The organism is Massilia orientalis, from assembly GCF_030411975.2.
Classification (GTDB): Bacteria; Pseudomonadota; Gammaproteobacteria; order Burkholderiales; family Burkholderiaceae_D; genus Telluria; species Telluria orientalis.
The window spans coordinates 382,775-403,616 of record NZ_JASNRB020000001.1 but is presented as its reverse complement, the minus strand read 5'-3'; the positions used below and the strand labels follow the sequence as shown (position 1 = coordinate 403,616).

Annotated in this window: 16 protein-coding genes and 1 pseudogene; 9 read left to right on the top strand and 8 right to left on the bottom strand. The window is 71.4% G+C overall.

Translation table 11 applies throughout. The annotated features are described in order from the left end of the window. Nucleotides 1-56: 56 nt before the first annotated feature. The 7 genes from QPK29_RS01670 (at nt 57) to QPK29_RS01640 (ending at nt 8,712) form a co-directional block, all read left to right on the top strand. Nucleotides 57-1,106, top strand: coding sequence for an NAD(P)-dependent alcohol dehydrogenase (locus QPK29_RS01670; RefSeq protein WP_371769437.1), 1,050 nt, complete (start codon nt 57-59; stop codon nt 1,104-1,106). Beyond that, entirely contained in the window at nt 1,106-2,296 is a 1,191-nt protein-coding gene (locus tag QPK29_RS01665) for an MFS transporter (RefSeq protein WP_056124962.1), read from the top strand. Before QPK29_RS01670 ends, QPK29_RS01665 begins: the two co-directional genes overlap by 1 nt. Nucleotides 2,297-2,311: 15 nt before the next feature. After that, entirely contained in the window at nt 2,312-3,202 is an 891-nt protein-coding gene (locus QPK29_RS01660; protein ID WP_056124958.1) for a LysR family transcriptional regulator, read from the top strand. Nucleotides 3,203-3,339: 137 nt separating this feature from the next. Then, nucleotides 3,340-5,118 (top strand): 1-deoxy-D-xylulose-5-phosphate synthase, encoded by a 1,779-nt coding sequence (gene dxs, locus QPK29_RS01655; protein ID WP_371769436.1) that lies wholly within the window; start codon nt 3,340-3,342, stop codon nt 5,116-5,118. A 13-nt stretch (nt 5,119-5,131) separates the two neighbouring features. After that, nucleotides 5,132-5,980 carry a presqualene diphosphate synthase HpnD gene (gene hpnD, locus QPK29_RS01650; protein ID WP_056124951.1) on the top strand — a complete coding sequence of 283 codons (849 nt, stop codon included), beginning with the start codon at nt 5,132-5,134 and terminating at the stop codon, nt 5,978-5,980. A 14-nt stretch (nt 5,981-5,994) separates the two neighbouring features. Next, nucleotides 5,995-8,007, top strand: coding sequence for a squalene--hopene cyclase (gene shc / locus QPK29_RS01645; RefSeq protein WP_371769435.1), 2,013 nt, complete (start codon nt 5,995-5,997; stop codon nt 8,005-8,007). A 3-nt stretch (nt 8,008-8,010) separates the two neighbouring features. Next, nucleotides 8,011-8,712: a phosphorylase family protein gene (locus QPK29_RS01640; RefSeq protein WP_371769434.1), complete on the top strand. Its 702-nt coding sequence runs from the start codon at nt 8,011-8,013 to the stop codon at nt 8,710-8,712. On the opposite strand, the gene QPK29_RS01635 is transcribed toward QPK29_RS01640, so the two are convergent. Continuing rightward, nucleotides 8,670-9,416 (bottom strand): MlaA family lipoprotein, encoded by a 747-nt coding sequence (locus QPK29_RS01635; RefSeq protein ID WP_371769433.1) that lies wholly within the window; start codon nt 9,414-9,416, stop codon nt 8,670-8,672. The genes QPK29_RS01640 and QPK29_RS01635 overlap by 43 nt on opposite strands. Then, entirely contained in the window at nt 9,413-12,028 is a 2,616-nt protein-coding gene (locus QPK29_RS01630; RefSeq protein WP_371769432.1) for an MMPL family transporter, read from the bottom strand. The genes QPK29_RS01635 and QPK29_RS01630 overlap by 4 nt, the downstream gene beginning before the upstream one ends. 113 nt (nt 12,029-12,141) lie before the next feature. On the opposite strand from QPK29_RS01630, the gene QPK29_RS01625 reads away from it, so the two are divergent. Further along, nucleotides 12,142-12,756 carry an MlaC/ttg2D family ABC transporter substrate-binding protein gene (locus QPK29_RS01625; RefSeq protein ID WP_371769431.1) on the top strand — a complete coding sequence of 205 codons (615 nt, stop codon included), beginning with the start codon at nt 12,142-12,144 and terminating at the stop codon, nt 12,754-12,756. Here the strand turns inward: QPK29_RS01625 and QPK29_RS01620 are convergent. The 6 genes and pseudogenes from QPK29_RS01620 to ispH form a co-directional block, all read right to left on the bottom strand. Then, on the bottom strand, nt 12,738-13,763 hold the full coding sequence (locus QPK29_RS01620; RefSeq protein WP_371769430.1) for a lysylphosphatidylglycerol synthase domain-containing protein: 1,026 nt from the start codon (nt 13,761-13,763) through the stop codon (nt 12,738-12,740). The two genes, QPK29_RS01625 and QPK29_RS01620, sit on opposite strands and share 19 nt — an antisense overlap. 224 nt (nt 13,764-13,987) lie before the next feature. After that, a pseudogene (gene hpnK / locus QPK29_RS01615) lies at nt 13,988-14,824 on the bottom strand (hopanoid biosynthesis-associated protein HpnK); the annotation flags it as partial. Further along, on the bottom strand, nt 14,821-16,251 hold the full coding sequence (gene hpnJ / locus QPK29_RS01610; RefSeq protein ID WP_056125194.1) for a hopanoid biosynthesis associated radical SAM protein HpnJ: 1,431 nt from the start codon (nt 16,249-16,251) through the stop codon (nt 14,821-14,823). The gene hpnJ and the pseudogene hpnK, both read right to left, overlap by 4 nt. A 35-nt stretch (nt 16,252-16,286) precedes the next feature. Continuing rightward, nucleotides 16,287-17,459, bottom strand: coding sequence for a bacteriohopanetetrol glucosamine biosynthesis glycosyltransferase HpnI (gene hpnI, locus QPK29_RS01605; protein ID WP_371769507.1), 1,173 nt, complete (start codon nt 17,457-17,459; stop codon nt 16,287-16,289). Next, nucleotides 17,459-18,601, bottom strand: coding sequence for an adenosyl-hopene transferase HpnH (hpnH, locus tag QPK29_RS01600; RefSeq protein ID WP_371769429.1), 1,143 nt, complete (start codon nt 18,599-18,601; stop codon nt 17,459-17,461). The genes hpnI and hpnH overlap by 1 nt, the downstream gene beginning before the upstream one ends. Before the next feature lie 16 nt (nt 18,602-18,617). After that, entirely contained in the window at nt 18,618-19,562 is a 945-nt protein-coding gene (gene ispH / locus QPK29_RS01595; RefSeq protein ID WP_371769428.1) for a 4-hydroxy-3-methylbut-2-enyl diphosphate reductase, read from the bottom strand. A 143-nt stretch (nt 19,563-19,705) separates the two neighbouring features. Between ispH and hpnA the strand changes: the two genes are divergently transcribed. Further along, on the top strand, nt 19,706-20,725 hold the full coding sequence (gene hpnA / locus QPK29_RS01590; RefSeq protein WP_056124937.1) for a hopanoid-associated sugar epimerase: 1,020 nt from the start codon (nt 19,706-19,708) through the stop codon (nt 20,723-20,725). Nucleotides 20,726-20,842: the final 117 nt, after the last annotated feature.

The following is a 20,842-nucleotide window of genomic DNA, read 5'->3' as shown; positions in this document are numbered from 1 at the left end:
TGCCGTTACCATCGTCGGCCTGCGATGCAAACGACAACCTTACGAAAGGATCATCCATGACCGTCAAGGCCTATGGCGCCCATGCCGCCGACAAACCGCTCGAATCCCTGGACATCACCCGCCGCGCGCCGGGTCCGCACGACGTGCAGATCGAGATCGCCTATTGCGGCGTGTGCCACTCCGACCTGCACACGGTGAAGGCCGAGTGGGCCGGCACCCTGTACCCGTGCGTGCCGGGCCACGAGATCGTCGGCCGGGTCTCCGCCGTCGGCGCCCACGTGAAGGGTTACAAGGAAGGTGACCTGGTCGGCGTCGGCTGCATGGTCGACAGCTGCCGGCATTGCGCAGACTGCGAGGACGGCCTCGAAAACTATTGCGACGGCATGGTCGGCACCTACAACGGCACGACCGCGGACGCCCCCGGCCACACGCTGGGCGGCTACGCCGAGCGCATCGTCGTGCACGAGCGCTACGTGTTGCGCGTGCGCCATCCGGAAGCGCAGCTCGCGGCCGTGGCGCCGCTGCTGTGCGCCGGCATCACGACGTACTCGCCGCTGCGCCACTGGAACGCGGGCCCGGGCAAGACGGTGGGCGTCGTCGGCATCGGCGGCCTTGGCCACATGGGCATCAAGCTGGCCCGCGCGATGGGCGCGCACGTCGTCGCCTTTACGACGTCGGAGTCGAAGCGCGCGGATGCCGAGGCGCTGGGCGCGCACGAGGTGGTCGTGTCGCGCGATGCCGATGCGATGGCCGCGCGGGCGAAAAGCCTGGACCTGATCGTCAACACGGTCGCCGCGCCGCACGACCTGGACGCCTATCTGAACCTGCTGAAACGCGACGGCACGATGGTGCTGGTCGGCGCTCCCGCGACGCCGCACCCGTCGCCGCAGGTGTTCAACCTGATCACGAAGCGCCGCGCGCTGGCCGGCTCGATGATCGGCGGGATCCCGGAAACCCAGCAGATGCTGGACTTCTGCGCGCAGCACGGCATCGTCGCGGACATCGAGTTGATCCGGGCCGACGAGATCAACGCCGCGTACGAACGCATGCTCAAGGGCGACGTGAAGTACCGCTTCGTGATCGACAACGCGACTTTGGCGGCCTGATGCAGCCTCAGGTCTCGCCGCTCCCGAACGGCGCGACGCAGGACGCGTCCGCCGCATGGGGCCCCGTGTTCGCGCTCGCCCTGGCCGCGTTCGCGCTCGTTGCTTCCGAGTTCATGCCCGTCAGCCTGCTGAGCCCCATCGCCTCCGACCTGCGCATCAGCGAAGGCCAGGCCGGGCAGGCGATCGCCGTCTCCGGCGCGTTCGCCCTCGTGACGAGCCTGTGCGTCGCGCGCCTGGCCGGACGCCTCGACCGCAAGGTGCTGCTGCTCGGCCTCACGTTGATGATGATCGTGTCCGGCACCATCGCCGCATTCGCGCCGAACTACGCCGTGTTCATGGCGGGGCGGGCGTGCATCGGCGTGGCGATCGGCGGGTTCTGGTCGATGTCGGCGGCGACCGCGATGCGGCTCGTGCCGGACCGCCTCGTGCCGCGCGCGCTGGCCATCGTCAACGGCGGTAACGCGCTGGCGACCGTCGTCGCGGCGCCGGCCGGCAGCTTCCTCGGCGCGCTGGTCGGCTGGCGCGGCGCATTCTTCGCGATCGTGCCTGTCGCGGCGCTGGCATTCACGTGGAAGTTTGTCAGCCTGCCTGCGCTGCCGGCGACAGCGGACGCACGGTCCGGCAGCGTGTTCGCACTGCTGAAGCGCCCGGCCGTCGCGTACGGCATGGCGGGCGTGAGCCTGTTCTTCATGGGGCAGTTCGCGCTGTTCACGTATCTGCGGCCGTTCCTCGAAACGGTCACGCACGCGAGCGTGACGACGCTGACCGGCATGTTGCTGGCGATCGGCATCGCGGGCTTCCTCGGCACGACGTGCATCGGCGCGGTCCTCGACCACCACCTGTACCGCACGCTGGCCGTCATCCCGCTCGTGATGGCCGTGCTGGCCGGCGCGCTGGTGGCGTTCGGCGGGTCGACGGCCATCGTCGCCGTGCTGCTCGCCGTATGGGGCTTCGTCGCGACGGCGGCGCCGGTCGGCTGGTGGACCTGGCTCGCGCGCACCTTGCCGGACGATGCGGAGGCGGGCGGGGGCCTGATCGTGGCCGTAGTCCAGCTGGCGATCGGCCTCGGTGCCACGTTGGGCGGCGTGCTGTTCGACGCCTGGGGCTTCCGCGCGACGTTCGGGTTGGCCGCGCTGCTGCTCGTCATCGCCGCGGCGCTGGCCCGCAAGGCCGCGCGCGCACAGGTTTAAGTTTAGAATCGCGGCATGGCACGCGATAACCTCAGCGACATCCTCGTCTTCCTCGCGGTCGCGCGCGAACGCAGTTTTACGCGCGCGGCCGTAAAACTGGGCATGACGCAGTCGGCCCTCAGCCACACGATCCGCGCGCTGGAAGCGAGACTGGGCGTGCGGCTGCTGACGCGCACGACGCGCAGCGTGTCGCCCACCGAGGCCGGAGAACGGCTGCTGCAGAACGTGGCGCCGCGGCTGGAAGAGATCGACGCGGAGATCGCCGCCGTCAGCGAGCTCGGTGACCGGCCCGCCGGCACCGTCCGCATCACGGCCACGGACCACGTCATCGACAACGTGCTGTGGCCGCGCCTGGCCGCCGTGCTGCCGCAGTACCCGGACATCCACCTGGAGATCAGTTCCGAATACCGCATGGTGGACGTGGCGGCCGAACGCTACGACATCGGCGTGCGCTGGGGCGACCAGGTCGAGAAGGACATGATCGCCGTGCGCCTCACGCCCGACACGCAGACGATGATCGTCGGCGCACCCGACTACTTCGCGCACCGTCCCGTGCCCGCATCCATCGACGATCTCATGAAGCACGAATGCATCCGCCTGCGTCTCGCCGGCGGCGGCGTCTACGCGTGGGAGATGGTCGAGCGCGGCGCAGCCATCGACGTGCGCGTGCGCGGCCGCTACACGTTCAACGGTGTCTACCAGATGCTGAACGCGGCGCTGTCCGGCAACGGCCTCGCCTACATGACCGAAGACATGGCGGTACCGCACCTGCAGGCCGGCCGCCTCGTCAGCGTGATGGCGGACTTCTGCCCCAAATTCCCCGGCCTGCATGCTTACTACCCGAGCCGGCGCCACGCGTCGCGCGCCCTGGCCGTCGTGCTCGATGCGATCCGCCATCAAGGCTGATTTCTTTGGGGATTTTTCGTGCGTACCATATCTCCGAAGCGGCTGGCGCACGGTTGAAGCGAATACCTGAACGGATGGCCGGGATGTTCTAGAATGGGTCGCCTGCGGTGCCTGTCGCACGCCGCATGGAGGACCGCATGGACCTGCTCGAGGCAATCAACGATCCCGCCGCCTTGCGCGCGCTGCCCCGCGCACGCCTGGAGATGCTGGCGCGCCAGTTGCGCCGCTTCCTGCTCGACACGGTGGCGCGCACCGGCGGCCATCTCGCGTCGAACCTGGGGACGGTGGAACTGACGATCGCGCTGCACTATGTGTTCGCCACGCCGCACGACCGCATCGTGTGGGACGTCGGCCACCAGAGCTATGGCCACAAGGTGTTGACGGGCCGGCGCACGCAGATGCACACCCTGCGCAAGGCGGGCGGCCTCTCGGGCTTCCCGCGCCGCTGCGAGAGCGTGCACGACTGCTTCGGCACGGCGCATTCGTCGACCGCATTGTCCGCCGCGCTCGGCATGGCGCTGGCCGCGAAGCTGCAGGGCGACGACCGCCATGCCGTGGCCGTCTGCGGCGACGGCGCGCTGTCCGCCGGGATGGCGTTCGAGGCGTTGAACAACGCCGGCGTCGATCCGTCGCTGCGCCTGCTCGTCGTCGTCAACCACAACGGCATGTCCATTTCGCCCGCCGTGGGCGCGCTGGACCGGCATCTGTCGGATCTCGCCGCCGGCCGCGTGCGCCCCGGCGCATCGCTGTTCGAGGCGCTCGGATTCGCGTACGCCGGCCCGGTGGATGGCCACGACCTCGACGCGCTGATTCCCGCGCTGGAGGCCGCGCGGGGCCGTGCCGGTCCGCAGGTGCTGCACGTCGTCACGCGCAAGGGCAAGGGCTATGCCCGCGCGGAGACCGCACCCACGCTGTACCACGGCACAGGGCGCTTCGACCCCGCGCAGGGCGTGCCGGACAGCGCCCGCGGCCGGCCGGCGTACACGGACGTGTTCGGCGACTGGCTGTGCGACATGGCCGCGCACGACCCGCGCCTCGTCGGCATCACGCCCGCCATGCGCGAAGGGTCCGGCCTCGTGCGCTTCGCCCGGCGCTTCCCCGACCGCTACGTGGACGTCGGCATCGCGGAGCAGCACGCGCTGACGTTCGCGGGCGGCCTCGCCGTCGAAGGGATGAAGCCCGTCGTCGCGATCTATTCCACGTTCCTGCAACGTGCCTACGACCAGTTGATCCACGACGTCGCGCGGCAGAACCTCGATGTGACGTTCGCACTCGACCGCGCCGGCCTCGTCGGCGCGGACGGCGCCACGCATGCGGGCAACTACGATATCGCCTACCTGCGCTGCGTGCCGAACATGGTCTTGATGGCGGCGTCCGACGAGGCCGAGTGCCGGCGCATGCTGACGACCGCCTACCGCCATCCGGGACCGGCCGCCGTGCGGTATCCGCGCGGACCGGGCCCCGGGACCGTACCGGCTGCCGAGCTGGACACCATCCCGTTCGGCCGCGGCGAGGTGCGCCGGCGCGGGTCCGGCATCGCGATCCTCGCGTTCGGCCCGATGCTGGCGCCGAGCCTCGACGCGGGCGCGGAACTGGGCGCGACGGTGGCCAACATGCGGTTCGTGAAGCCGCTCGACGCGGACCTCGTGGCCGCGCTGGCGCGCGACCATGCGCAGCTCGTGACGGTGGAAGAGGGCGCCGTCATGGGCGGCGCGGGCGCGGCCGTCGCGGAGGCGCTGGCCGCGGCCGGCATCCAGCGGCCGCTGTTGATGCTCGGCCTGCCGGACATGTTCATCGAGCACGGCGACCCCGCCGCGCTGCTGGGCGCCGCCGGGCTCGACGCGGCCGGCATCGCCGCTGCCATCCGCCAGCGTTATCGTGCCGACGCTCCTTTGCTCGTAGCGAACAGTAGTTAGCGAGAGGTGCCCCATGCTTCCCGAAACGGATGCGCTCACCGTGCCTAACCACACGCCGGCCAGTTCGTTCGGCCTGGCCATGCGCCTGCTGCCGGCGCCGCGGCGTGCCGCGATGTTCGGCATCTACGCGTTCTGCCGCGCCGTCGACGACGTCGCCGACTGCCCCGCGCCGCCCCGTGAACGCCGCGCCGCGCTGGAACGGTGGCGGGCCGATGTCGACGCCGCGTACGCCGGCACCTGGGCCCCGCGCCTGCGCGCGCTGGCGCCGCACATCGCCGCGTACGGCCTCGCCCGCGCCGATTTCCATGCGGTGATCGACGGCATGCTGATGGATGCGCAGGACCGCCCCATCTGCGCGCCGCCCGCCGACACGCTCGACCTGTACTGCGACCGCGTGGCCGCCGCCGTGGGGCGCCTGTCCGTGCGCGTGTTCGGCCTCCCGGCGGACGACGGCATCCTGCTCGCCCACCACCTGGGCCGCGCGCTGCAGCTGACGAACATCCTGCGCGACATCGACGAGGACGCGGCCATCGGCCGCGCCTACGTGCCGCGCGAACTGCTGCTCGCTGCCGGCGTCGAAGCCCGCGTGTGCGCGGCCGGCGCGGACGACATCGCCGAGCATCCGGCGCTGCCGCGGGCGTGCGCCGACCTCGCTGCGCAGGCACGCCGGCATTACGCCGCGGCCGACTTCGTGCTGCGCCGCCACCGGGGCAGTGCGGCCCGGGCGCCGCGCCTGATGGGGGCGGTGTATGCCGCACTGCTGGTGCGGCTTGCGGCGCGCGGCTGGGGCAGTCCGCGCGCGCCCGTCCGGCTGGGCCGCCTGGCCAAGGTCGGCATCCTGGTGCGGCACGCGCTCCGGTAGCCACGGAAGATGTCATGCGCTACTCGTCCTTCCGGTCCATGGCGCAGGCCGGCGCCGTCGAGGCGGAGCGCACACTCACCCGGCGCGCACGCCTGGAGCCTGCCATCGATGCGGCGCTCGCGGCCGTGCTCGCCGACCAGCGCGACGACGGGCACTGGGTCTACGAACTCGAAGCGGACGTCACGATCCCGGCCGAGTACGTGCTGATGGTGCACTACCTGGGCGAGACGCCGGACACGGCCCTGGAGCGCAAGATCGGAACGTATCTGCGCCGGCGCCAGGGCGACCACGGCGGCTGGCCGCTGTTCCACGGCGGCGCCTTCGACCCGAGCGCCAGCGTCAAGGCGTATTTCGCGCTGAAGATGATCGGCGATCCGCCGGATGCGCCGCACATGGCGCGGGGGCGTTCGGCAATCCTGGATCACGGTGGCGCCGAGCGGAGCAATGTGTTCACGCGCATGCTGCTCGCGCTGTTCGGCGAGGTGCCGTGGTCGGCCGTACCGGTGATGCCGGTGGAGATCGCGCTGCTGCCGCGCTGGGCGCCGTTTCACCTGTCGAAAGTCTCGTACTGGACCCGCACCGTGCTGACGCCGCTGCTCGTGCTGGGCGCGCTGCGGCCGCGGGCGCGCAATCCGCGCGCCGTGGGCGTCCCGGAACTGTTCCTCGCGCCGCCGGACGGCCTCGGGCTGGCGCCGCGCGCGCCGCACCAGGACCGCATGTGGTTCGCGCTGTTCCGCGCGCTGGAGTCGCTGATGCGGCTGCTGGCGCCGCGCCTACCCGCGCGCCTGCGCCGGCGCGCGCTGGAACAGGCGGCCGCGTTCGTGCGCGCGCGCCTGAACGGCGAGCACGGCCTCGGCGCCATTTTCCCCGCGATGGTCAACGCCGTGCAGATGCTCGACGTGCTGGGCTTGGCGCCGGATGCACCCGAGTCGTCCGCCGCGCGCCGTGCCATCGACCGGCTGCTCGTCGACCACGGCGCCGAGGCCTATTGCCAGCCGTGCCTGTCGCCCGTGTGGGACACGGCGCTGATGTGCCACGCGCTGTTGGAGACGGGCACCCCGCGCGCGCTGGACGCGGCGCGCCGGGGCCTGGACTGGCTGCTGCCGCTGCAGATCCTCGACCAGCCGGGCGACTGGGCGGCGCGCCGGCCGGACGTGCGCCCCGGCGGCTGGGCGTTCCAGTACGAAAACGCCTGCTATCCCGACGTCGACGACACGGCGGTCGTCGCAATGGCCATGCACCGGGCCGCGCACCTCGAACCGCGGCCGCTGCCGGACCGGTACGCGGACGCTGTCGCCCGCGCGCGCGAGTGGATCGTCGGCATGCAGGGCAGGCGCGGCGGCTGGGGCGCGTTCGAAGCCGACAACACCCACGACTACCTGAACCACATCCCGTTCGCCGACCACGGCGCGCTGCTGGATCCGCCGACGGCCGACGTGTCCGCGCGCTGCCTGTCGATGCTGGCCCAGCTGGAGCCCGGCGCCTGCGCGCGGCGCCGCTCGCCGGCCGCGCGGGCGCTCGGCTGGCTGCTGCGCCGCCAGGAAGCGAATGGCAGCTGGTACGGACGCTGGGGCGTGAACTATGTCTACGGCACGTGGTGCGCGCTGTGCGCCCTCGCGGCGGCCGGCCTGCCGCCGGAGGCGCCGCCTGTCGCGCGCGCCGCCCGCTGGCTCGCGTACGTGCAGAATCCGGACGGCGGCTGGGGCGAAGGCGGCGACAGCTACCGGCTCGACCACACCGGCCACGCGTGGGCGCCGTCGACGGCATCGCAGACGGCGTGGGCGCTGCTGGGCCTGATGGCGGCGGGCGCCGTCGAGACCCGGGCCGTCACGCGCGGCATCGCCTGGCTCGTGGACCACCAGCGCGCGGACGGCCTGTGGGACGAGCCTCAGCACACGGCCACGGGCTTCCCCCGCGTGTTCTACCTGCGCTACCACGGCTACGCCAGGTATTTTCCGTTGTGGGCGCTGGCCCGCTACCGCAACCTGCGGGCCGGCGGCAGCGGCCGGGTCGCGTTCGGGATGTAGACCATGCCTTCGGCGCCGGGCGTGCTCGTCGTCTGCGGCATGCCGTTCGAGGCGGCGATCGCGGACGGGCCCGGCGTCACCAGCGTGTGCGGGCCTGGACCGTGGCGCGTGGCGCAACGGCTGCACGGGATGCTGGACGGCCCCGGCGACTGGGCCGGCATCGTCAGCTTCGGCTGTGCGGGCGGCCTGGATCCGGCCCTCGCGTGCGGCGACTGCGTGGTCGCCACGGCCGTGCTGACGCCGGACGGCCTCGTCGCGACGGACCCTGATTGGTCGCGCGCATTGCTGGACCGGCTGCCCGGTGCCCGTCCCGGGCTGCTCGCGGGGGCGGACGCGCCCCTCGCCACGCCGGCCGCCAAGGCCGCGCTGTGGCGTGACGCGGGCGCCGCCGTCGTCGACATGGAAACGCATGCGGCCGCGCTGGCCGCGCGGCGCCACGGCTTGCCGTTCGCGGCCTGCCGCGTCGTGCTCGATCCGGCCTGGCGCACCGTGCCCGCGGCCGCGCTGGCCGGACTGGACGCGGGCGGGGTCTGGCCCGTGCTGTGCGCTCTGGCTCGTGCGCCGGGGCAGATCGCCTCCGTGTGCGCGCTGGCGGGCGAGGCGTGGGTGGCGCGGCGTTCGCTGCTGCGGACACGTGCGCGCCTGGGGGCGGGGCTGGGGTGCTATTGTTCGCCATCTTCCCTGCCGCCATCGTCCTTGTTGTAATCCGGCAGCGGCGTTTCCTTGCCCGCGTCGAGCTGCGTACGGCGGCGGCCCAGGTAGGCGTCGCGCACGAACAGGTAGCGGTCGAGCGCGGCCTGTTCCAGCAGATTGGTCGCGTTCAGGTAACGGGCCCGCGTGCTGACGAAGTCGACGCCCCACAGCGTATTGCGCGAGGCCGGCTTCGCGTACGTGACGGGCGAGGCGTACTGGTCGACGCCGAAGCCCGCCGCGTCGCGGAACGTGCTCGGGCCGAACAGGGGCAGCACGAGATAGGGGCCGGCCGGCACCCCATAATGGCCCAGCGTGAGGCCGAAGTCCTGGTTGTGCTTGGCGATGCCGGCCGGCGTGGCGATGTCGAGCACGCCCAGCAGGCCGAACGTGGAATTCACGGCCACGCGCATCAGGTCGTTCATGCCGTCCATCAGGCGCAACTGGGCGAAATCGTTGAGCATCACGGGGACATCGCCCAGGTTGGAAAAAAAATTGTCCACACCGGTGCGGACGAAGCGCGGCACGGTGCGGTTGTACGTGCGCGCGACCGGTTGCGCGATGTGGCGGTCGAGCGTGTCGTTGAAGCGGAACGTGGCGCGGTTGAGCGGTTCCAGCGGATCGGTCGGATCGCGTTGCGTGCCCGTCGCGCAGCCGGACAGGAGCACGGAGGGCGTGAGCAGCAGGGCGGCAACGATCCGCGGCGGCGGGTGGGTCATGGCGGACCTCGTTCGGCAGGTGCCGGGGCACGGGGCTGTCCCAGAAGGACGGGCTGGAAGAACACGGCGCCGATCAACGTGCAGACCAGCGCCAGCACCAGCAGCTTGCCCATGCTCGCGGTGCCGGGGTGGTGCGACAGCCACAGGCTGCCGAACGCGGTGCCGGTGGTCGCCGCGCTGAGGACGATGGCTTGCGTGAGCGGATGCTCCAGCCGGGCCGGCTGCCCGGCGCGCCACGCCATGATGTAATAGATTTTGAAGGCGACGCCGACGCCCAGCAGCAGCGGCAGCGCGATGATGTTCGCGAAATTCAGGTGGATGCGCAGCAGCACGCAGGCCTCCAGCGTGACCAGGCTCGACACGAGCAGCGGCACCATCGTCAGCAGCACGTCGCCCACGCGCCGGAACGCGATCCATAACAGCAGCGCGATGGTGGCGACGGCCAGCAGCGCCGCCTGCACGAACGCGGCGATGATGAGGTCGGCCGCGTGGCGCACGGAGATCGGGCCGCCGGCCGCATCCGGCGCGATGCGCAGCACGGCATCGGCAAAGCTGCCCAGCCGGCTGTCGCCGCCGAGGCTCGTCCCCGTGGGCCGCGTCGGACTGACGTCGACGAGCGCGCGGCCGTCGGGCGCGATCCAGTTGCGGCGCATCGCGCCGGGCAGGCTCGCCAGTGTGACGGATTCCGGCCGCAGGGCCAGCCGCAGGGCGTCCAGCGCGAGCCGCAGCGTACCCGCCAGCGCCTGGTCGGCGCGGTCGCGGGCGGCCGGCCCCGCGCGCGCCAGGGCAGCGAGCGCCCGCGCGAGCCGCGATGCCTCGGCCGCACCGGGACCCGGACGATCGAGCGCCGCATTGTGCAGCGCTTGCGCGGCCGTGCGCAGCGCCGCCGTGCGCTGCGTGTCCGACGCCGGTGCAATCGGCGCTCGCTCCAGTACGGGCAGCAGGCGCGCGGCGGCTGCGGCGATGGCAGCCAGTTTTTCCGGTTGCCGGTCGGGCACGAGGCTGGCGGCCGTCAGCGCATGGGCCACGTCGGGCAGGCGTTCCAGGCGTGCCGCCAGGGCCGCGGCCTGTGCCAGCGACGGGGCGAGCACCTGCACGTTGTCGAGTCCGATGTCGGTGCCGCGCGCGAGCGACGTCAGCGTGGCCATCGATTCGCTGCCGGGATTCTTGAGGTGCAGCGGATCGAAGTCGAATTCGAGGCGCCACAGCAGCGGAATGCCGGCCGCGACGAGCGCCAGCGTGACCGCGAGCACGGTCTTGCGGTGGGTCTGCAGCGCATGGTCGATGCCGGCCAGCCACGGGTAGCCGGGCGCGCGCGCCCCCGCCGGCGGATCGGCGATGCGTATCAGCGCGGGCAGCACAGTGAGGCAGGCGGGCAGGGCGACGCACAGGATGCCGATGCCCGCGATCTGCCCCAGTTCGGCCACGCCGCGGTACGCAGTGGGGAGGAAGGCGAGGAAGCCGAACGCGGTGGCCGTCGCCGCGAGGGTGAGCGGCAGCGCGAGCGCGCGCGCCGTCGCCAGCAGGGCGGTGCCGGTGCCGGGCCGGACGCGCCGCAGTTCGCGGAAGCGCATGCCGAACTGGATGCCGAAATCGATGCCGAGCCCGACGAACAGGATCGCGAACGCGATGGAGATCAGGTTCAGCGCACCCACCATCATGAGCCCGAGCGCGGCCGTGAGCGCGAGGCCGCCTAGCATCGTGATGCACAGTGCCAGCACGAGCGGGGTCGAACGCACCGCGCGCCACAGCAGCACCAGCACGATGGCGACGGGGATGCTGCCGACGAGCGGCGACCCTTCCTGCAGCGAGGCGAACTCGTCGTCCGACAAGGGCACCGGCCCCGTCAGCGTGACGTGGGCGCCGTAGCGCCCGGCCAGGCGCAGGTCGGCGGCGGCCGCGCGGATCGCGTCGCTGGACGCGGCGCCGGGCAGCAGGGCGGCATAGTCCAGGACGGGACGGACTTCCACGAGGCCGGGTTCGGCCGCCGCACCGTGGATGGCGAGATCCTGCCAGGACAGCGCGGTGTTTCGTCCTGCGAGGACGCCCTCGACCGTGGCGGCGCCGCGCGCCAGCAGCGGCGCCATCTGCGCGAGCGTGACCTGCCCCGTCAGCATGGGCGTGCCCAGCGTGACCGCCAGCAGGTTCGCGACACCCCGCAGCGACGGGTCGCGCGCGAGCGCATCGAGCAGGGGCCGTGCATCGACGAGGCGCGCCGCCAGCGCGCGGACCTCGTGCGCGTCGAGGTACAGCAGGCCGTTGCGGCGGAAGAAATCGGCACCCGCGCCGAGGTCCACCGCGCGGAACAGGGCGGGCTGCCGGCGCAGGCGGACGGCCAGTTCGCGGGCCGCCTGCGCCGCGAACTCGGGCGCGGGGGCCCGGATGACGGCCAGCGTCGTGTCGCCCCGGTTCGGGAACGCGGCGGCGATGGCGGCGTCGCGCCGGGCCCATGGCGCATTCGCGTCGATCAACTGGCCGACGTCCGTATTGATCGCGAAATGGCGCGCGACATAAAGCCCGGATGCAAGTACCAGCAGCGCAAACGCCCCCAGCACCGCCCATGGGTGGCGGCACGACAGGTGGACGAGCCTGGCAATCTGGTGGGTCAGCATGGTGTGTTCATTAGAACGGATGCGGTGCGGGTGACCGTATGATCTGGCGCAGCCGTGCGCGGGAACACTGACGGCCGGACGACGGTCATATGGATGTGCCGATCGAGGATCCCATGAAACCGTCCTTATTTCTGCTTGCCCTGGCCTGTTCCATGCCGCCACCGGCCTGTGCCCGGCAGGTGGCCGAGCGTACGCCGGAGCAAACGTTGAAGAGCACGATCGACCAGGTCATGAGCGCCATCCGCAGCGACCCCGGCGCGCGCGCCGGCGACCCCGAACGGACCCTCGAGATCGTCCGCCGCGACTTCCTGCCATCCACCGACTTCATGCTGACCACGCAGTACGCGGTGGGCAGCGCGTGGGCACAGGCAACGCCGGCCCAGCGTGAGGCGCTGTTCCGCGAGTTCCAGACCTTGCTGGCGCGGACCTACGCGATCCAGCTGACGCAGATCCGGCAGGAGAACACGCAGTTCCGCTACGCGCCCGCGGCCCGCTCCGCCGCGAACGCCACCGATGCCGTCGTCAGGACGACCGTGGTCACGGGCGGCGACACGATGCCGATCGACTACCGGATGCACAAGACGCCCGCCGGCTGGAAGATCTACGACATCGACATGATGGGTGCGTGGATGATCCAGGTGTATCGGCAGCAGTTCGCCGCCCGCCTGGCGGCGGAGGGCATCGACGGCCTCATCCGATACCTGGCGGCTCATAATCGTGGTCCCTGAGGGCGGTTGCCGAACGGACGCAGGCGGCGCATTTCGAACCAGTGCCACGAGACGAGAGCCGGCACGCCGGTCGCGAGCTCGCGCATCCGTTTGACGAGCGCCAGCGACAGCGCCACGTCCCCGCCCACGCCGGCCAGCTGGCCGAACAGCAGCACGGCCGCTTCCTGCACGCCCAGGCCGGCGGGCACCATGAAGCCGGCGTGGCGCACGGCTTGCGTCAGCGCCTCGATGGCGAGCGCGGCCTGCAAGCCGACGGGGTGGCCGAGCAGGGCCAGCGCATACCACGTTTCGAACGTCCCCAGCACGTTGGCCAGCAGCGACCACGCCCCGGCGCGGGCGAGACGGCCGCGTTGCCGGAACAGGCGCACGACGGCCGCGTCGATGCCCGCGCCGTCCAGGTGCAGCGCGATGAGGTTCTGCGGCCCGAGCAGGCGCAGTACCCGGCGCTCCAGCCGCGCGAACGGCGCACCGTGGCGGAGCAGCCACCAGGCGAGCACGGGCAGCGGTAGCGAGAGCAGCAGCGCCCCCACGATGATCCCGACGAGGCCGGGCCCGGCCGCCAGCGTCAACATCAGCAGCGCGCCGGCGCCGCAGAACAGGTAGAGCACGACGATTGTCAGCAACACTTCCACGACGACACTTGCCGCGACGCCGGCCGTGTCGGGTACCCGCAGGCCCGCGAGCCGCACGCCGGCGACTTCGCCGCCGATGTTCGCCACCGGCAGCAGCCGGTTGACGGCCTCGCGCACGAGCGCCACCCACAACAGGAACAGCGGCCCGGCCGCGCGCCCGGGGTCGAACGGCGCGAGCAGCACGCGCCATGCGCGGACGTCGAACACCTGTGTGACGACTCTTGCCGGCACGACGAGCAGCAGCGCCCAGCCGGCCCGCTCGAATGCGGCCACGATGCCGGTCCAGCCTTCGGCGGCGACGAGCGCCGCCACCAGCGCGAGCCCCGCGATCGATGCCGTCCAGGCCAGCCGGCCCATCGTGCGGGCGTCGCTCATGGGCCGTCGCGGTGGTCCGTGGTGCGCCCGGCGGCCGCGTTCCCGCGAAGGCATGGCGGTACGCCGGCCGGTGGTGTGTCCGGCGGCGCGTCCGCGTGGCCTGCCAAATGCCCTCCGGTGCCGCCTGTGCCCGCATCGTCGGCGCGGATGTCCGCCCCGACGGCGCGGATGTCCGCCCCGACGGCGCGGATGTCCGCCCCGTCGCCTGTTGCGGCGACAAGGTCGGCAAATCCACCGAATCGCCAGCCCTGCGCGCGCAGGGCGCCGCACACCGCACGCACATGCGGCGAGACGAGTGCCGCGAACTCGTCGGCGTGGCGGTAGCCGCGCATCGATGGCGCGATCTCCGCGCCCGACGCGAGCGCCGGATGCAGGTACAGCTCGCCGATGCCGGACGTCGGCAGGTTGCACAGTGCATCCAGCAGGGCCGCCTCGTCGAAGCGCCCGGACTGGCGGATCCCGGCCACGTAGTCGTTGTGGCCGATGCGGGCGGCGTCAAGCCTGGCTTCGAGCAGCGCCAGCCAGGGCCGCAGCCAAGCAGGAGACGCTTTCCCCGGTGGCCCCGTCTCGCGCGGCAACCTGACGGCTTGCAGCCCGAACGCGCGGCCGATGTCGAGGATGAGCGTCAGGATCGTCGGGTGCAAATGAAAATGCTTGTGCGTGTTGACGTGGTCCAGCGGCAGGCCGCTGGCGGCGAACGCGTCGAACTGGGCGCGGATCTCCAGCGCCAGCTGGCGGCGTACCCGCGGCAGGCAGAAGTAGCGCGCGCCGTCGCGTGCCATGCGCCCCCCGAAGCGGCCCTGCGCGTCGACGAGGTCGGGGATGGCCCGCGGCGGCAGCACGGACGCACCGTCGGCCAGGACGAGGTGCAGGCCCAACCGCAGTCCCGGCGACGCACGTGCGCGGGCGATCGCATCCTCGGCGGCCGGTGCGCCCACCATCAGGCTGGCGGCGGTCAGGATGCCGTCCCGATGCGCGCGCTCGACGGCCGCGTTCACGCTCGGGTGCGCGCCGAAGTCGTCGGCCGTGACGATGAGGCCCCGTCCACGCGGCGCGCTCATGAATGGGACGCGCCGTGGGCGCGCAGGAAGTGGAAGAATTCGACGCCTTCGCGCAGGCGGCGCCGGGTCATGTCCCAGCTCTGCAGCATCTCGCTGACGATTTCCCAGATCTTCGAGGGGCGGAAGTAAAAACTGCGGTAAAACTGTTCCACCCCGTGATAGATCTCGTCGCTCGACAGGTGCGGATAGCTGAGCGCGGCCAGTTGCACCCCGCTGCCGTCGACGAGCGGAATGGTCTTGTGGTCCGGTATCCAGTCGTTTTCCAGCGCCTGTTCGTACAGCCGGGTGCCCGGGTACGGCGCCGCCAGCGAGACCTGGATCGTGTGTGGGTTGATTTCCTTGGCGAATGCGATCGATTTCGCAATCGTCTCCCGTGTCTCGCCCGGCAGCCCGAGGATGAACGTGCCGTGGACGGTGATGCCGAGCGCGCGGCAGTCGGCAGCGAAGCGCCGCGCGATGTCGGTCCGCAAGCCCTTTTTGATGTTCAGAAGGATCTGGTCGTCGCCGGATTCGTAGCCCACGAGCAGTAGCCGCAAGCCGTTTTCCTTCATGATCTTGAGCGTCGAATAGGGCACGTTCGCCTTCGCATTGCACGACCATGTCACGCCCAGCTTGCCGAGACCCCGCGCGATCTCCTCGGCGCGGGGACGGAAGTCGGTGAACGTGTCGTCGTCGAACATGATTTCTTTCACTTCCGGCATGTTCGCGCGGATCCAGCGGACCTCGGCGAGCACGTTTTCCGCGGACCGGGTGCGGTAGCGGTGGCCGCCGACGGTCTGCGGCCACAGGCAGAACGTGCAGCGCGAGCGGCATCCGCGTCCCGTGTACAGCGACACGTACGGATAGTTCAGGTAGCCGATGAAGTAATTGCGGATGTTCAGGTCGCGCCGGTAGACGGGCGCGACGAACGGCAGCGCGTCCATGTCTTCGATGATCGCGCGCGACGGGTTGTGCCGGATCGCGCCCCCGGCATCGCGCCAGCTGATGCCGTCGATGTCCGCCAGCGGCCGGCCGGCGGCGACGTCGCGGCAGGTGTAGTCGAATTCCTCGCGCGCGACGAAGTCGACGGGAATGCCCGCCCGGAGCGCTCCGCCGGGATCGACGGCGACCCTGGCACCCACCATGCCGATGCGTATCGCGGGATGCGTTTCCCTGAGCATCCCGGCGAACCGTACGTCGCCCGGGAACGAGGGCGTGCTCGTGTGGATGATCACGAGGTCGTAGTCGCGGGCGATGTCCAGCGTCCGCGCCACGGTGAGCCCGTCCGCGGGCGCGTCGAGCAGCCGGCTGCCGGGCACGAGGGCGGCGGGCTGGGCCAGCCAGGTCGGATACCAGAACGAGCGGATTTCGCGCTTCGCCTGGTAGCGCGAGCCGGCGCCGCCGTCGAAGCCCTCGAACGACGGCGCCTGCAGGAACAGGGTCTTCAGCATTGCGGTATGCATCGCGGTGGTGTCCATGATCGTTATCGCCAGGATGGCCGGTCATGCGCGGCCGGCACACCGCAGGGCCGGTCGGGGGCCGCCGCCCGGCCCGTGTCGATGGGCAAACAGTGCTCCCGCCAGTGCGTCGTCGTGCCGGCAAACGCGCTCGCCCACTCCAGTACGAGCAGGCAGTCGCGCAGCGGCGCGAGCCAGGCGTGACCGGGTGCGGGGATGTCCGGCGCCGGCCTGCGCCAGTGCAGGCCGAGCCGCGCCGCCGCGCCGCACAATGCCAGTGCCACGTTCCACGCCGTCGGCGCGAGGCACAGGCCGAGCGCCAGCATCGGCAGGGTGAAGGTGATGAACGACAGGGCGTAGCCGAGCGGATTGAGCGAGCGGATCGTCTGCATCCAGCGCCGCTCCCTCGACCACAACGCACGCAGACCCGTTTCCGTCACGTCGGTGCCCACGTTCACGTCGGACAACACTGTCGCCAGGCCCAGACCGCGCACGAGTTCGCCGAGCCGGTAGTCGTCGGCCAGCCGGTTCTCCAGCACCTCGATGCCGCCGATGGCCTCGAGCGTCGCCGCGCGCACCGCGATCGTCGCCCCGAACGCGAAGGCGCTGCCGCCGCCGCTGCTCGCGACCCGCACGGAGGGGGCGAACCACGTGTCGATGAAGAGTGCGCCGATCCGCGGCCAGACACCGTCCAGCGGCCGGCCGTGATACAGACACGTGACGATGCCGACCTGCGGCTCGGCCAGCGGCGCCGTCACGCGGGCGACGTAATCGGGCCCGACGACGATGTCGCTGTCGGCCAGCACGAGCCAGGGATGGCGTGCGGCCTGCATCATGTTGATGAGGTTGCTCACCTTGAGGTTGCTGCCGTGGATGCGCGGATCGACGACGAGCCGCATGTCGACGGCGGGGAAGCGCCGGGCCAGGCGCCCGATGACGGCGACGGCCGGGTCGGTCGGATCGCGGACCCCGAACACGAGCTGGACATGCGGGTGCGTCTGGCTGCACAGGCCGGCGAGATTCTCTTCAAGCCGGGGCTCGGCACCGCACAGGGGCTTGAGCACGGTGACAGGCGTCCACAGCGGTGGCCGGTCCGCGCGCGCGCGCCGGATGCGGCCGTGGCAGAGCAGCGCCGCCAGCGCGTAAAGCGTGGCCAGCACCGTCAGCGTCGAGCCGGCCAGCGTGACGAAGGACGGCATCATCGGGTTCCTCCATTCAGCCCGGCCTTGCGGCCCCGGATCTCGTCGAGACGGATGGCGACCTGCTGCGCATGCATGTGTTGCGCGGGCCGCTGTCCGCCCAGCGGAATATCCGGTGCCATCGGCCCGTCGGTGGCGACGCCCCGCAGCGCGACACGGGCCGCCGCCAGGGGGCGGGCGAGCGTGTCCCGCACGGCGCTTGCCTCGTAGCCGCTGTGCACCATGCAATCCGCGCATTTCTCGTAGCGGCCCGTACCGTAGGCCTCCCAGTCGGTGTCGTCCATCAGTTCCCGGAACGATGCGGCATAGCCTTCGCCGAGCAGGTAGCATGGACGCTGCCAGCCGAATACGGTCCGCGTGGGATTGCCCCAGGGGGTGCAATGATAGGTCTGGTTCCCCGCGAGGAAGTCGAGGAACAGGCTGGACTGGCTGAACGCCCAGCGCCGCCCCCCTTCGCCGCGCGCGAATATGTCACGGAACAATTGTCTCGTCCGGTTGCGCGTGAGGAAATGCTGCTGTTCCGGCGCGCGTTCGTAGGCATAGCCCGGCGACACGGTAATGCCGTCGACCTCCATCGTCTTCAATGTATCGAAGAAGCTTGCCACCCGCTCCGGGCGGGCATCGTCGAACAGCGTGCAGTTGACGTTGACGTGGAAGCCCGCCGCCTTGGCACGCTGGATTGCGGCCACGGCACGCCGGTACACGCCCGCGCGGCAGACCGAACGGTCGTGCATGCCCTCGTCGCCGTCCAGGTGCACCGACCATGTAAAGAACGGGCCCGGGCGGTACCGGTCGAGCTGCCGTTCCAGCAGCAGCGCATTCGTGCACAGGTAGACGAACTTGCGGCGTGCGACGATGCCGGCGACGATCGCGGGCATGTCCTTGTGCAGCAGGGGCTCCCCGCCCGCGATCGAGACGACCGGCGCGCCGCATTCGTCGACGGCGCCGAGGCACTCTTCCACCGACAGGCGCTGGTCGAGGATCTCGGCCGGATAATCGATCTTGCCGCAGCCCGCGCACGCCAGGTTGCAGCGGAACAGCGGCTCCAGCATCAGCGCGAGCGGGTAGCGTCGTTCGCCGGCCAGGTGCTTGCGCAGCACGTAGGCGCCGACGAGAGCTTTCTGCAGGAGCGGGATGGCCATGCTCGTGTCCCTGTCGTCAATGTGTGCCGGCTTCCGGCCCGGCAGCGAGCGCGCGCGGCAGCCGGAATTCGATGTGTTCCTCGACCCCGTCCATCGTCGACACCTCGACGGGCGCGAGTGCGCGCAGGGCACCGATGACGTGCTCGACCATGGCCTCGGGCGCGGACGCGCCGGCCGTGATCCCGACCACCGCCGCGCCCGCGACCCAGGCGGGGTCGAGCTCGCTGCCGTCGGCGAGCAGCCAGGTCGGGGTGCCGGTCTCCGCGCCGATTTCGCGCAGCCGGTTCGAGTTCGAACTGTTGGGCGCCCCGACGACGAGCAGCACGTCGACCCGGCGGCACAGGTCGCGCACGGCGCGCTGGCGGTTCTGCGTGGCGTAACAGATGTCGCGCACGTCGGGTCCGACGATGTCCGTGAAGCGCCGCCGCAGGGCCGCGATGACGCCGCGCGTGTCGTCCACGCTGAGCGTCGTCTGCGTCACGTAGGCGACCGGCGTGTCGGGCGGCAGGTCGAGGTCCTCGGCCTCGCGCGCGTCGCGCACGAGCAGCACGCGGCCGTCGATCTGCCCCATCGTCCCCTCGACCTCCGGGTGGCCGGGATGGCCGATCAGGATCACCGTGCGGCCGCCGGCCGCGTACTGGCGCCCCTGGATGTGGACCTTGGCGACGAGCGGGCAGGTCGCGTCCAGCACCCGCAGGGCGCGCGCGCCGGCTTCGGCCTCGACCGTGCGCGCCACGCCGTGCGCACTGAACACCGTCACCGCCTGCGGCGGCACTTCGTCCAGGTCTTCGACAAACACGGCGCCCTTGGCGCGCAGGCCGTCGACCACGGCCTTGTTGTGGACGATTTCGTGGCGCACGTACACGGGCGCACCATGCCGTTCGAGCGCGCGCTCGACGATCTCGATGGCTCGGACGACGCCCGCGCAAAACCCGCGCGGCTGGGCTAGGATCACGTGCATGACGGTTCTCTGCGGTGCTTTCCGTTCGGTGCAGATTGGAGTCTCCGCCGGCGCGCAAGTTCGCACGCGGCGTTTGATCCAGATGCGTATGCGCCTCGCATATCTGATTAGAATGCGCTGCAGATGGATGCCGGAAGGAGGCCATGGTGGCGGGAGGCGACCTCGTGCTGGTCACGGGCGCGGCCGGGTTCGTCGGCGCCGCCGTGGCGCGCGCGGCGCTGGAACAGGGGTATGCCGTCCGTGCCCTGGTGCGCGCAAGCAGCCCGCGCCGCAATCTGGCGGGGTTGTCCGCCGAGGTCGTCGCAGGCGATATGCGCGACGCGGCGGCGGTCGGGCGCGCGCTGGCCGGCGTGCGCTTCCTGCTGCATGTCGCAGCGGATTACCGGTTGTGGGCACCCGATCCCGGCGAGATCATGCGCAACAACCTGGAGGGCACGGCGACCGTGATGCGGGCGGCGCTGGCAGCCGGGGTCGAGCGCGCTGTCGTCACCAGCAGCGTGGCCACGTTGCGGGTGAGTCCGTCGACCGCGGCGGCCACGGAAGACGAACCGCTGGCGGAGCGCGAGGCCATCGGTGTGTACAAGCGCAGCAAGGTGGCGGCCGAGCGTCTCGTCGAGCGCATGGTCGCGCAGGACGGCTTGCCGGCCGTGATCGTCAATCCGTCGACACCGGTCGGCGCGCGCGACGTGCGTCCGACGCCGACGGGACGCATCATCGTCGAGGCGGCCCGTGGCCGGATGCCGGCATTCGTCGAGACGGGGCTGAACGTCGTCGATGTCGAGGATGTGGCGCGCGGGCACCTGCTCGCCCTCACGCGTGGGCGCGTGGGCGAGCGCTACATCCTCGGCGGGCAGAACGTGATGCTGCGCGAGCTGTTGGGCGAGATCGCGCAACTCGTCGGGCGCAGGCCGCCGCGCGTCAGATTGCCGGCCGCTCCGCTGGTGCCGCTGGCGCACGCGGCCGAGGCGCTCGCACGCCTGCGCGGGCGCGAGCCGTTCTTGACGGTGGACGGTTTGAAGATGTCGCGCAACCGGATGTTTTTTTCGTCGGACAAGGCGGAGCGGGAGCTCGGCTACCGGCCGGGACCGTACGTTGCCGGCGTGCGGGCGGCGGTCGCGTGGTTCGGGCGGGAAGGGTATCTGGGGGAAGGCTATCTGGCGTAGGTGCGGTAGGCGTGCCGTGACACGCGGCATTGGTCCCGGCGCGGGCGCGGGGTGTGGTTTAGGCTCTTGCGATACCCCGGCTCCATGCCGCCAGGGACGACGCTGACCATGCTGACC